Below are 12,416 nucleotides of genomic sequence, written 5' to 3'. Positions count from 1 at the left end.
TAGCGCGGGGCCCTGGGCTAGCGGGTCAGCCGCCGGGAGGCTGCCAGGAAGGCGACCTTCCCGATCAGCACCAGGGCGCCGAGGTCTGCCAGCATCTGGACGATCAGCAGGGACCGGGCCAGTTCACTCTTCGGCGTGATGTCCCCGAATCCCACGGTGGCGAAGGTCGACGTCGTGAAGTACAGGGCATCGATCCGGTCGAGGGGTTCGCTGAAGGACGCGGGGTCGGTCTCGGACATGGACACGTAGAGCAGCGCGAAGAGGCACAGCAGGATCAGGATCAGTTCGACGACGGCCTCGGCGGCGCGGATCTGGGGGACCTGCGCCGCCATGATGGTATGCAGTTCGAGGGCCATGGCCGCGAGGAAGACGACGACGACGGCGATCAGCCGGATCCAGGCAGCGATGGGATTCTCCTCGTTGAACCCTCCGACGGGGAAAAGGACATAGGCGCCGAGAAGAATTGTGAAGAAAATGGTAAGCCGTATGATCGAATTCGCGACGGCGCGCCGACGGCCGGCCTTGTCGAGTTCACGGAAGAACGCTGGGCTGCTTTGCCCGATGCTTTTCGCACCCATGCTTCATGGTACCGCCGCCCCTCCCGGTGCCACATGGGGCCGGCGCCGATCAGCGGGAGGGTTGCGCGGTCGGGACCTTCGGCCCTTTGCCGCCCATCGTCGGATCACCACACTTGTGATATCCAAGCCGCGCCGGTCCGTCTGTCCTCGCGGCGCTTTTAAAATTCTGACAGGAGTGGACAGATGGAATTCTGGGAGAACATTTGGAACATCATTTGGTTGTCCTTCTCGATTATGGTGTTCTTCGCCTATCTGATCGTGTTGTTTCAGATCATCATCGATCTCTTCCGCGATCGTGAGCTCTCGGGCTGGTTGAAGGCGGTCTGGATGGTGGGCCTCATCTTCATCCCGATGATCACCGCCGTGGTCTACCTCCTGGCGCGTGGGCGTGGCATGGCCGATCGCGAACTGGCCAGCAGGCAGGCCGCTCAGGAGTCGATGGACAACTACGTGCGGAGCGTCGCCGTACCGACGTCGGCCGAGGAGATCGCGAAGGCGAAGGAACTGCTCGAAGCCGGCACCATCACGGAGCCGGAATTCGTGAAGCTGAAGGATCGCGCCCTGGCCTCGGTCTGAGTGCACCCGCTGATCCCGTTCCCCGGGCAGGTCCCGGAGGACGGGATCAGCCATGTGCGGGTCCGGCCGTTCCGGGAGCGCGGACTTCAGGGAGTAGGCGCGGCAGTCCGGGCGATCGGGCTGTGGCCGGAGCAGACCCAGTCCACCGAGCCCGAACGGATGCGCTCGGCCAGGAGCCGGACGGTGCGCGCAGCGACGGGCCGGTCATCGATGAGGGGCGCGTAGAAGTCCCGGACGCCCCCGTCCGCCGACACCCTGGCGGCATCCCCCGTGAAGAGGACCCCGCGCCACTGGAAGGCGTAGTGGCCGGGGGTGTGACCGGGGGTCGGGAAGTACTCGAGCCCGGGGAAGATCTCGCCGGAGCCGGTGAGTTCCCGTACGTCGTCCGGAAGGCGGACAGGGAAGATCCGCCGCAGCACCCTCCGAAGACGGGTCTTCGGTGTGATCCGGCGGCGCAGCACGTCGGCATCAGCGGAACCGATCCAGACGCTCGCGCCGAGGGCTTCCCGGAGTCGCCGCGCCGCCTGGGCATGGTCGGCGTCGTAGTGGGTGAGGACGATGTCGGTGATCGGGCCGGTCGTCGCCTCGTCGGCCCGCAGCTCGGCGATGACGCCGTCGAACCCCGACGCCAGGCCGGGGTCGATCACGGCGGCCCGGCCGGCGCCGACCACCACGAAGCCGTGGGAACCCTTCTGCTGCTCGAGTTCGTGGCAGTCCTGGTCGATGAGTCGCATGGTGTGTCCTTCGGCTGGGTCGGCGGCATCGGCGCGGCGTGGTCGAACCCTACCAAGGCGACGGCCCTCCGTGCCGTCACGCCAGGAGGCGCAGCACCTTGTCCACGGTGTTGAGGTTGCGGGTCGTCGAGTTCGCCGCGTGTCGCGTCCTGGCGAGCAGCTTCGCCAGGGGGACGTCGGTCGACCTGCCTTTCGGCGGGAACCAGGCGATCGCCGTGCCGCCGGTGAGGGCCACCGGTTCCTCGCCGAGACCGCGGGCCTCGTCGACGAACGCCGACTGTTCGTCCGGCCCCGTGAACAGCGTGACGTACGTGTGCGTGTCGGCGTTCCCCTGCTCGGGCACCGACGCCGCGATGCCGGCGAGCTCGGCCCGCTCGACGACGATCACGCGCGCCGGATAGCCGAAGCGTGCACGCAGTGCCTCCTCCACACGGCCGGTGAGCTGCTCGGCCCTGAGCGCGGAGGAGCAGGTGGCGTTGCCGCTGGCGAGGACCGTGGCGACGTCGCCCACCGGCAGGCCGGCGAGCAGTTCGCGGAGGTCGGCCATGCGGATGGTGACCCCGCCGACGTTCACACCCCGCAGGAAGATGGCATACCGACGCCCGGTTCCGGGGGCGTGCTCGCCCATGTCAGTCGGATGCCTTCGCCACGGCGAGCGTCAGCTGGCGCGCGGCGTCCGAGACCACCTCGGCGTGGATGCGGCCGGGCTGGCGGGTGAGGCGTTCCATCGGTCCGGAGATCGACACGGCGGCGATCACGCGGCCGGACGGACCGCGGACCGGGGCGGAGACGGAGGCGACGCCGTTCTCCCGTTCACCGAGGCTCTGCGCCCATCCGCGGCGCCGCACGCCGGCCAGCACGGTCGGCGTGAACCGGGCGTCCTGCAGCCCCTTGAGCAGGCGGTCGTGGTCCTCCCACGCCAGGAGGCACTGCGCGGCCGACCCGGCCTTCATGGACAGCTGGGTCCCGACCGGGATCGTGTCCCGCAGTCCCACGGGGCGCTCGGCGGATGCCACGCAGACGCGCCATTCGCCCTGCCGCCTGAACAGCTGGGCGCTCTCGCCCGTGGCGTCCCGCAGGCCGAGGAGCACCGGTCCCGCCGAGGCGATCAGGCGGTCCTCGCCGGCGGCCGAGGCCAGTTCCACGAGCCTGCTGCCGAGGACGAAGCGGCCCTGCATGTCCCGGCCCACCAGCCGGTGATGGGCCAGGGCGAGGGCGAGCCGGTGCACGGTGGGGCGCGCCAGGCCGGTCGAGGCGACGAGCTGGGCGAGGGTGGTGGGCCCGGCCTCGAGGGCGTCGAGCACGAGGGCGGCCTTGTCGATGACTCCGACGCCGCTAGAATTGTCCATAGGATGATATTGCCGTCTCATAATCTGAGACGCAAGCTCTCGGGCTGGCACTCGTCGACGGGCGCTGGTTGAGTTGATGACACGAGGAGTTCAGGCCGCTGCCCCTACCGGGGTCCGGGGCCGGAGCGGAAAAGGACGAGCGTCATGGGCAAGACACTGGCAGAGAAGGTCTGGGACGCACACGTGGTGCGCAAGGGGGACGTCGTCGGCGCCGAAGCGCAGCCGGACCTCCTCTACATCGACCTGCACCTGGTCCACGAGGTCACCTCGCCGCAGGCCTTCGAGGGTCTCCGCCTCGCGGGGCGGCCCCTGCGCCGCCCGGACCTGACGATCGCCACCGAGGACCACAACACGCCCACCCTGGACATCGACAAGCCGATCGCCGACCTCACCAGCCGGACCCAGATCGAGACCCTGCGGGCGAACTGCCGGGAGTTCGGCGTACGGCTCCACTCGCTCGGCGACGCCGAACAGGGCATCGTGCACGTCGTCGGCCCCCAGCTCGGCCTCACCCAGCCGGGACTGACCGTCGTCTGCGGGGATTCGCACACCTCCACGCACGGCGCCTTCGGCGCGCTCGCCATGGGCATCGGCACCTCCGAGGTGGAGCACGTGATGGCCACCCAGACGCTGTCGCTGAAGCCGTTCCGGACCATGGGCATCACGGTCGAGGGGACGCTGAAGCCGGGCGTCACCTCCAAGGACATCATCCTCGCCGTCATCGCCAAGATCGGGACCGGCGGCGGGCAGGGCTACGTGCTCGAGTACCGCGGGTCGGCCATCCGGTCGCTGTCCATGGAAGCGCGCATGACCATCTGCAACATGTCGATCGAAGCGGGAGCGCGCGCCGGGATGGTCGCCCCCGACGAGACGACGTTCGCCTACCTGAAAGGCCGTCCGCATGCGCCGGAGGGTGCGGACTGGGATGCCGCGGTCGCCGAGTGGCGCGAGCTGCGCACCGATGACGACGCGGTCTTCGACGCGGAGGTTTTCCTCGACGCGAACGAGCTGGAGCCCTTCGTCACCTGGGGGACCAACCCGGGGCAGGGCGTCTCCCTCTCGCAGGCCGTGCCGTCGCCGGAGGATTTCGACGACGAGAACGACAAGGCCGCGTGCAGCCGCGCGCTGGACTACATGGCACTGCAGCCCGGCACCCCCATGAAGGACATCCGGGTGGACACGGTGTTCCTCGGCTCCTGCACGAACAGCCGCATCGAGGACCTCCGCATCGCCGCCGACATCATCAGGGGGCGCGAGAAGGACCCGGCCGTGCGGATGATGGTCGTCCCGGGGTCGGCCCGCGTGCGGCTGCAGGCCGAGGCCGAAGGCCTGGACCGTGTCTTCAAGGACTTCGGGGCGGAATGGCGGTTCGCCGGCTGCTCCATGTGCCTCGGCATGAACCCCGACCAGCTGGCCCCGGGCGAGCGCTGCGCGTCGACGTCGAACCGGAACTTCGAGGGTCGCCAGGGCAAGGGCGGAAGGACGCATCTGGTCTCGCCGGTCGTCGCCGCCGCGACGGCGGTGCGCGGCACGCTCAGTTCGCCGTCGGACCTGCCCCCGCGTCCCGGCGGCACCGAAGCCCACGGCACGGGCGCCCACGCCGCCCCGTCCACCGTCACCGCAGCCTAGGAGCCCGCCATGGAGAAGATCACCACGCACACCGGCATCGGCGTGCCGCTGCGCCAGAGCAACATCGACACCGACCAGATCATCCCGGCCGTCTACCTCAAGCGCATCACCCGGACGGGCTTCGAGGATGCGCTCTTCGCCGGCTGGCGCAAGGACGAGGACTTCATCCTCAACCGTGAGCCCTACGCCCGGGGGTCCGTCCTGGTCGCCGGGCCGGATTTCGGCACCGGGTCCTCGCGGGAGCACGCCGTGTGGGCGCTGAAGGACTATGGGTTCAAAGCCGTCCTGTCATCGCGCTTCGCGGACATCTTCCGCGGCAACTCGGGCAAGCAGGGGCTCGTCGCCGCGCAGGTCGCCCAGGACGACATCGAGCTCATCTGGAAGGTCCTGGAGAACGAGCCGGGTGCGACCGTCACGGTGGATCTCGAGGCGCGCATGGTGCAGTGCGGGTCCGTGACCGCACCCTTCCAGCTCGACGACTACACGCGGTGGCGCCTGCTGGAGGGCCTCGACGACATCGGCCTCACGCTCCGGCAGGAGGAGCACATCACGGCGTTCGAGGCCCGCCGTCCGTCCCACAAGCCGACCACCCTTCCCGTGCGCACCTGACCGCTCGCCGGGCGGCCCCGGCCGTCGCGAGATGCCCGCGGCTGTCACGCAGCTCACAGGCCCTGTCCGGGACCGGGAAGGAATGCCGACGCATCCCCCGAGGTTCCTGTAGGGGAGCTGGGAGTGCACCCAGTACCCTTGTTTTTTGTCTGCCGGACGGTGCTCCTATGCTGGGAGGGGGCATTTTCGGGTCCGCGGGGGTTCAACGTATGAGGGAAACAGGTATTCATGGGTAGCGTTCTGACCATTCGAGGCGGCATTCCGCTGACGGGCAAGGTCCTCGTCCGCGGGGCGAAGAATCTGGTGCCGAAGGCGATGGTCGCATCGCTGCTGGGCAACTCACCGTCCGTCCTCCGCAACGTCCCGGAGATCAAGGACGTCGACGTCGTCACCAGCCTGCTGCAGCTGCACGGCGTCACGGTGACGAAGGACCCCATCACCGGCGACCTCACGATGGACCCGAGCGACGCCAAGATGGCGATGTCCAAGGACATCGACGCGCACGCCGGCGACTCGCGCATCCCCATCCTCTTCTGCGGGCCCCTGATGCACAGCATCGGCGAAGCCTTCATCCCGGATCTCGGTGGCTGCAAGATCGGTGACCGGCCGATCGACTACCACATGGAGGTCCTGCGCAACTTCGGCGCCGTCGTCGACAAGCGCCCGGGCGGCATCTCCATCTCCGCGCCCAGGGGCCTCCACGGCGCCAAGCTCACGCTGCCGTACCCCAGCGTCGGGGCGACCGAGCAGGTGCTCCTCACGGCGGTCCGCGCCGACGGCATCACCGAACTCTCCGGAGCCGCCGTCGAGCCCGAGATCATGGACCTCATCGCCGTCCTGCAGAAGATGGGCGCGATCATCACGGTGCAGACGGATCGCGTCATCCGCATCGAGGGCGTCAAGGAACTGACCGGCTACAACCACAAGGCCATCTCCGACCGCAACGAGACGGCGTCATGGGCGTCCGCCGCTCTCGTCACCAAGGGTGACATCTACGTCGAGGGCGCGCGCCAGCTCGACCTCACGGCGTTCCTCAACACGTACCGCAAGGTCGGCGGCGCCTTCGACGTCGACGACGACGGCATCCGCTTCTACCACCCGGGCGGCCCCCTGAAGCCGCTCGTGCTCGAGACGGACGTGCACCCCGGCTTCATGACGGACTGGCAGCAGCCGCTCGTCGTCGCCCTCACGCAGGCCACCGGCGTCTCGATCGTCCACGAGACGGTGTACGAGAACCGGTTCGGGTTCACCGAGGCGCTGCTCCGCATGGGCGCCAGCATCCAGGTGCACCGCGAGTGCCTCGGCAGCATCCCGTGCCGGTTCGGGCAGCGCAACTTCCTGCACTCTGCGGTGATCTCCGGACCCACGCAGCTGCACGGCACCGATATCGACATCCCCGACCTGCGGGGAGGGTTCAGCCACCTCATCGCGGCCCTCGCCGCCGACGGCGTCTCCCGCGTCACCGGGATCGAGCTCATCAACCGCGGCTACGAGCGCTTCCAGGACAAGCTCGAGGGCCTCGGCGCGGACTTCGATGTCACGGAGGACGCCCCGGCTGTCGCCGTGGCACTCGCGTAGGAGGCCCGGCGGTATGGGGGAGTCACGGGGCTCACGCGCCATGTACACGTTCCTTTCCCTCTGGGTGAGGCCGGTCATGAACGGGCTGATGGCCAAGGAATGGCGGGGGCAGGAGAAACTGCCGCGCGGCACGGGCATGATCGTGTGCCCGAACCACGTCACCGAGATCGACCCGGTGGTCATCTCGCACTTCCTCTACAACCAGGACGTCATGCCGCGCTTCCTCGCGAAGGCGAGCCTGTTCGAGGTGCCCGTGGTCGGGTTCATCCTGCGCACCATCAAGCAGGTGCCGGTCGAGCGCACCTCCGCGGGGGCGAACCGCTCGCTGGAGGCCGCCCGGGCGGCGCTCGCCGACGGTGGCGGGATCATCATCTATCCCGAGGGCACACTCACGAGGGACCCGGACATGTGGCCCATGAAGGGCCGCACCGGAGCCGCCCGCCTGGCCCTCCAGACCGGCGCGCCAGTGGTGCCCATCGCCCACTGGGGCGCCCAGGAGGTCTTCCCCCGCTACGCGAAGCGCTTCCACCTGTTCCCCCGCAAGCGTGTCCGGGTGCTCGTCGGTGATCCCGTGGACCTCTCCGAGTTTCGGGACGCCCCGCTGACGAGGACCACGCTCGACGCGGCCACCGACCGCATCCTCGTGGCCATCACGGCCCTGCTCGCCGAGCTGAGGGGCGAAGAACCACCCGCCGAGCGCTGGGATCCGGCGCTGAAGCACCAGAAGATGACCGGCCGCGACTTCGAGGGCCGTGCGGACGGCGAGGGCCGCGTCGACGGAGACGACGACGCCGGACCGGTGCCGGGAGGGGAACGATGACGGCCGACGCGCACGCGAGGCGGCCCGCGAAGATCGCCGTCCTCGGGTCCGGCAGCTGGGGGACCACGTTCGCGAAGGTCCTCGCCGATGCCTCCCCGGACACCCCGGTGATGCTCTGGTCCCGCCGGCCCGAGGTGGCCGCCGAGATCACCACCGAGCACCGCAACTCGCGTTACCTCGGGGAGACCCGGCTCCCGGCGAACATCACGGCGTCCGCCGACGTCGGGGCCGTCCTGGCCGGCAGCAGCCTCGTGGTCCTCGCCGTGCCGGCCCAGTCCCTGCGCGCGCAGCTGCCCGCGTGGCGTCCCCTCATCGCTCCCGATGCCGTCGTCGTCTCCCTCATGAAGGGCCTCGAGGTCGGCACCGACGCCCGCATGAGCGAGGTGATCGCGGAGGAACTCGCGCTGCCCGAGCGGCGGATCGCGGTGCTGTCCGGTCCGAACCTCGCCATGGAGATCGCCCGGGAGGAGCCGACGGCGTCCGTCGTCGCCTGTGTCGACCACGACACGGCCGCCTGGATCGCCGCGGCCTGCACGGCCTCCTACTTCCGCCCCTACACGTCCACGGATGTGATCGGCGTGGAGATCGGCGGCATCGTGAAGAACGTGATCGCCCTCGCCGTCGGCATCTGCGAAGGCCGGCGCATGGGCGACAACACCAAGGCCTCCGTCATCACCCGCGGGCTCGCCGAGACGACCCGCCTGGCCGTGTCCCTCGGGGGACGCCGGGAGACGATGGCAGGCCTGGCCGGGATGGGAGACCTCATCGCCACCTGTTCGTCGGCGCTGTCGCGGAACCACACCGCCGGGCACCTGCTGGGACAGGGGCTGAGCCTCGACGAGGTGACGGCGAGGATGAACCAGACCGCCGAGGGCATCAAGTCCGCGCAGGCCGTCCTGGACGCCGCCAACCAGCGCGGCGTCGACATGCCCATCACCGAGAGCGTGGTGGCCGTCCTCCAGGGACGGCTGTCCGTCAACGACCTCGGGCCGCGCCTGCTGGCCCGCAACCTCAAGCCGGAAGGCGATCACACCCCGTGACCACCGTGAGCACCGCGCCCGCCGAGACCCCGGCGAGCTCCGGCAAGCCCCGCGTCCTCGTCCTCTTCGGGGGCCGCTCGAGTGAGCACGCCGTCAGCTGCGTGACCGCCGCCGGCGTCCTCGAGGCGATCGACCGCACCCGCTACGACGTCGTGCCCGTGGGTATCACGCGCTCCGGGCAGTGGTCCCTGGTGTCCGCGGATCCGGCCTCGTGGTCCCTGCGCTCCGATGTCCTGCCCGAGGTCATGGCGACCGAGCACGCCGTGGTCATGGGCTCGGCGGTCGACGGCGGAACGGGCCAGGAACTGCTCATCGCCGCTCCCGGGTCCGTGCCCGAGAGCCTCGGCGGTGTCGACGTCGTCCTGCCGCTCCTGCACGGCCCGTTCGGCGAGGACGGCACCCTGCAGGGCATGCTGGAGATGGCCGACATGCGCTACGTGGGCGCGGGTGTACTGGCCTCCGCCGTCGGCATGGACAAGCACTACATGAAGGTCGTGTTCGAGGCCGCCGGGCTCGACGTCGGCCCGTACGACGTCGTCACCGACCGCCAGTGGCGCACCGACGCCGAGGCCGCCGTGCGTCGCGTCGCGGCGCTCGGGTTCCCGCTGTTCGTGAAGCCGGCCCGCGCCGGCTCGTCCATGGGGATCACGCGGGTGGACGACGTCGACGGCATCCGGGCGGCGATCGAGGCCGCCCGCGTGTTCGACCCGAAGGTGATCGTCGAAGCCGGGATCCACGGGCGCGAGATCGAGGTGGCGGTCCTGCAGGGGCGCGGGCTCGACGCCCCGCGCACCTCGCTGCCCGGTGAGATTGCCATGCAGCCGGGCGACCACGCCTGGTACGACTTCGAGGCGAAGTACGTGGACGGCGCCGCCGCCGAGCTGACCTGCCCGGCGGACCTCCCGGCGGACGTCATCGACCGCGTCCGGCTCCTGGCGGCCGACGCGTTCGACGCGATCGGCGGGGAGGGGCTCTCCCGCGTCGACTTCTTCTACACGGCGGACGGGCGCCTGGTGATCAACGAGATCAACACGATGCCCGGCTTCACGCCCATCAGCATGTACCCGCAGATGTGGGCGAAGTCCGGTCTCGGGTACACCGAGCTGATCGACGAGCTGATCGGGCTGGCGCTCGAGCGGGGTACCGGCCTGCGCTGAGTCTCCGGTCAGGAGGGCCGGTGAGCAGGGCCGGCGGGCGGAACGGCGCGCTGACGCGGCGGTCAGGTTAGCAGGAGCACCCCGAGGAGTGAGCCTCCCGCGAGCAGGACCGTCGAGATGGCACCGACGGCGGCGAAACGTCCTCCGGTCCGCAGCAAGCGGCGGACGTCGATGCCCGCACCGAGCCCGAACATGCCGGCCGCCAGCAGGATCGTGGTGACCGTGCGGCCTGCCTCCAGCACCTGATCCGGCAGGACGCCCACTGACCGCACCGCCACCATGACCAGGAAGCCCACCACGAAGAGCGGCACCACGGGCGGGCGGGACGAGCTCCGGGGTGCGGTTTCCGGTCCGGCAGCCGCGCCCAGGGCCACGCTGCGCCGTCGTTCCCCGAGAGATGCCACCGCGGCGACGGGTGCCAGCATCAGCACCCGGCCGAGCTTGACCACCGTCGCGACGGCGAGCGCCGTGACTCCTGCGGTACCCGAGACGGCCACGACCTGCGCCACCTCGTGGACGGCCAGGCCGGCCCACATCCCGAACCGGTCCTCGCTCAGCCCGAGCAGGCCGCCCAGCACGGGGAGGACGACGATCATGAGCGAGCCGTAGAGGGTGACCATCGCGACGGCGCCGGCGGTCTCGTCGTCGTCGGCCTTCACGACGCCCTGGAGACCCGCGATGGCGGAGGCCCCGCAGATCGAGAAGCCGGCGGCCATCAGCGTGGCACCGGCGCGGGTGAGCCCGAGGCGAACGCCTAGCTGGAGCGTGAGGACATAGCTCAGTGCCACGCATGCGACGATCAGGCCGAGGACCGGGAGGCCAAGCGCCACGATGTCGGGCAATGCGAGCTGGAGACCCAGCAGGACGACGCCGGCCCGCAGCAGTTTCTTGGTGCCCGCCGTCACGCCGGGCCGGAGAGAAGGGGCATACAGGGAGGAGTTGGCGAGCAGGACACCGAGCACCAGGGCGATCACCAGGGCGCCGAGGACGGACTGTACCGATCCGGCCCAGACGGCGACGGCCACCCCTGCGGCGACCACGGCCAACCCCGGCAGCAGTGACCCGGTCCGTGCCCGCGCGAGGGTGGAGCGGCGGATCGGGGGCATGACGGGGCTGCTTTCGGAGGTGGGCAGGGGAGAAGGGGCTTCGGGTCATTGTTCCACGGCGGAGGGAGCAGTAGTCTCTTCCCCCAGCCTGGTCCGACGAGTTCCCGGGGGACACCATGTCGACTTTCCTCTTCGTCACGCTCGACGCCGGTGGCAACGTTCCGCCGGCCCTCCTCATCGGTCGCGAGTTGATGCGCCAGGGGCACACTGTCCGCTTCCTGGGGCACGCGGAGCAGGCGGAGGCAGTGGAAGCCACCGGTGCGGACTTCACGGCATACCGTTCCATCGCCCCGATGACGCCGACGGTCGAGGTCTCAGCCCTGCGTGACATCATCAACTGGTTCTCCACGATCATGGACCCGGGCATTGCTCGCGACATGGTCAGCGAAGCCCGCCACGATCCGCCGGATCTGCTGGTCATCGACTGCCTGCTGCTCGGCGCCCTCGGGACCGCCGCGAAACAGAAACTCGCCTACGTGTCGCTGGTGCACAGCTTCTATGCCTACTTCGACGGCCCTTTCCGGCGCGACCCGGTCGCGCTACTGGCACGGTTGAAGGGACGGGGGCCGCGACAGGTGACACGACACGCGCTCGCGACGCTCGTCTGCGCGGACCCCGCCCTCGATCCGGCGGCCTCCACTCCTCGTTCTGGCACAGCGGTGTGGGCGGGTGCCGCGGTGGACGTGACCGCGCCGGCGACTCCGCCGGACACACCCCATGTTCTCGTGAGCCTCAGCACCATCGCCTTCCCCGGCCAGCCCGAGGTGCTGCAGCGGATCCTCGACGCCGTCGCGGACCTGCCCGTCGACGTGACAGTGACGACGGGACCGGCCGTCGACCCGGCCCGGCTGTCCGCCCCCGCGAACGTGACCATCCATCGGTACGTCCCGCACACCGAACTGATGCCCCGGTGCTCGATGGTGGTCGGGCACGGCGGCCACGCCACGACGATGCGGGCCCTCGCCCACGGCCTGCCGATGCTCATCCTGCCCATGCACCCGATGCTCGACCAGCCGATGATCGGGAAGGTGGTCCAGGAGGCGGGCGCCGGCCTGACCCTGAGCCGCAAGTCCTCCGAGGCGCAGATCGCCGACGCGCTCATGACCGTCCTCAGCACGGACCGCTACGCTGCGGCCGCGGCCCGGATCGGTGAGAGACTCCGGGCCGCCGAGGGGGCACGCAAGGGAGCACAGGTGCTCGAGGACGTCGCACGGCGAGCCGCGGCCTAGCCCGCCCGTCG

13 protein-coding genes are annotated in these 12,416 nt (G+C 70.0%); 8 read left to right on the top strand and 5 right to left on the bottom strand.

Translation table 11 applies throughout. From position 1 onward, the window contains the following. Positions 1-17 precede the first annotated feature (17 nt). Complete coding sequence (locus AC4D2F_RS03825) at positions 18-578, bottom strand: potassium channel family protein (RefSeq protein ID WP_490909542.1); 561 nt, start codon at positions 576-578, stop codon at positions 18-20. A 183-nt stretch (positions 579-761) separates the two neighbouring features. On the opposite strand from AC4D2F_RS03825, the gene AC4D2F_RS03820 reads away from it, so the two are divergent. Continuing rightward, positions 762-1,154 carry an SHOCT domain-containing protein gene (locus AC4D2F_RS03820; RefSeq protein ID WP_104165495.1) on the top strand — a complete coding sequence of 131 codons (393 nt, stop codon included), beginning with the start codon at positions 762-764 and terminating at the stop codon, positions 1,152-1,154. Between the two features lie 86 nt (positions 1,155-1,240). On the opposite strand, the gene AC4D2F_RS03815 is transcribed toward AC4D2F_RS03820, so the two are convergent. The 3 genes from AC4D2F_RS03815 to AC4D2F_RS03805 all read right to left on the bottom strand — a co-directional run bounded on the left by AC4D2F_RS03815 (position 1,241) and on the right by AC4D2F_RS03805 (position 3,237). Further along, on the bottom strand, positions 1,241-1,888 hold the full coding sequence (locus tag AC4D2F_RS03815; RefSeq protein WP_490909541.1) for an MBL fold metallo-hydrolase: 648 nt from the start codon (positions 1,886-1,888) through the stop codon (positions 1,241-1,243). Positions 1,889-1,964: 76 nt separating this feature from the next. Next, the gene (locus AC4D2F_RS03810; protein WP_490909540.1) at positions 1,965-2,516 is read right to left on the bottom strand and encodes a DUF1697 domain-containing protein; all 552 of its coding nucleotides are present in this window, start codon (positions 2,514-2,516) and stop codon (positions 1,965-1,967) included. A 1-nt stretch (position 2,517) separates the two neighbouring features. Next, entirely contained in the window at positions 2,518-3,237 is a 720-nt protein-coding gene (locus tag AC4D2F_RS03805; protein WP_104119862.1) for an IclR family transcriptional regulator, read from the bottom strand. 144 nt (positions 3,238-3,381) lie between these two features. On the opposite strand from AC4D2F_RS03805, the gene leuC reads away from it, so the two are divergent. The 6 genes from leuC to AC4D2F_RS03775 all read left to right on the top strand — a co-directional run bounded on the left by leuC (position 3,382) and on the right by AC4D2F_RS03775 (position 10,070). After that, complete coding sequence (leuC, locus tag AC4D2F_RS03800) at positions 3,382-4,866, top strand: 3-isopropylmalate dehydratase large subunit (RefSeq protein WP_490909539.1); 1,485 nt, start codon at positions 3,382-3,384, stop codon at positions 4,864-4,866. A 9-nt stretch (positions 4,867-4,875) separates the two neighbouring features. Continuing rightward, positions 4,876-5,475 carry a 3-isopropylmalate dehydratase small subunit gene (leuD, locus tag AC4D2F_RS03795; RefSeq protein ID WP_104165487.1) on the top strand — a complete coding sequence of 200 codons (600 nt, stop codon included), beginning with the start codon at positions 4,876-4,878 and terminating at the stop codon, positions 5,473-5,475. Positions 5,476-5,703: 228 nt separating this feature from the next. Continuing rightward, on the top strand, positions 5,704-7,053 hold the full coding sequence (gene murA / locus AC4D2F_RS03790) for a UDP-N-acetylglucosamine 1-carboxyvinyltransferase (RefSeq protein WP_104165486.1): 1,350 nt from the start codon (positions 5,704-5,706) through the stop codon (positions 7,051-7,053). Between the two features lie 13 nt (positions 7,054-7,066). Further along, positions 7,067-7,873: a lysophospholipid acyltransferase family protein gene (locus tag AC4D2F_RS03785; RefSeq protein WP_490909538.1), complete on the top strand. Its 807-nt coding sequence runs from the start codon at positions 7,067-7,069 to the stop codon at positions 7,871-7,873. After that, a complete protein-coding gene (locus AC4D2F_RS03780) occupies positions 7,870-8,913 on the top strand; it encodes an NAD(P)H-dependent glycerol-3-phosphate dehydrogenase (RefSeq protein WP_490909537.1) in 1,044 nt (347 codons plus the stop codon). The genes AC4D2F_RS03785 and AC4D2F_RS03780 overlap by 4 nt, the downstream gene beginning before the upstream one ends. A 5-nt stretch (positions 8,914-8,918) precedes the next feature. Then, positions 8,919-10,070, top strand: a complete 1,152-nt coding sequence (locus tag AC4D2F_RS03775; protein WP_490910517.1) for a D-alanine--D-alanine ligase family protein — start codon at positions 8,919-8,921, stop codon at positions 10,068-10,070. Between the two features lie 62 nt (positions 10,071-10,132). Here AC4D2F_RS03775 and AC4D2F_RS03770 read toward each other — a convergent pair whose 3' ends face one another. After that, on the bottom strand, positions 10,133-11,176 hold the full coding sequence (locus AC4D2F_RS03770) for a YeiH family protein (protein WP_490909536.1): 1,044 nt from the start codon (positions 11,174-11,176) through the stop codon (positions 10,133-10,135). 116 nt (positions 11,177-11,292) lie between these two features. Between AC4D2F_RS03770 and AC4D2F_RS03765 the strand changes: the two genes are divergently transcribed. Then, positions 11,293-12,405 carry a glycosyltransferase gene (locus AC4D2F_RS03765; RefSeq protein WP_490909535.1) on the top strand — a complete coding sequence of 371 codons (1,113 nt, stop codon included), beginning with the start codon at positions 11,293-11,295 and terminating at the stop codon, positions 12,403-12,405. Positions 12,406-12,416: the final 11 nt, after the last annotated feature.

Source organism: Arthrobacter sp. TJ-263, from assembly GCF_058269155.1.
Note: the sequence above shows the minus strand (reverse complement) of the source record. Positions and strands in the feature narration are given on the sequence as shown.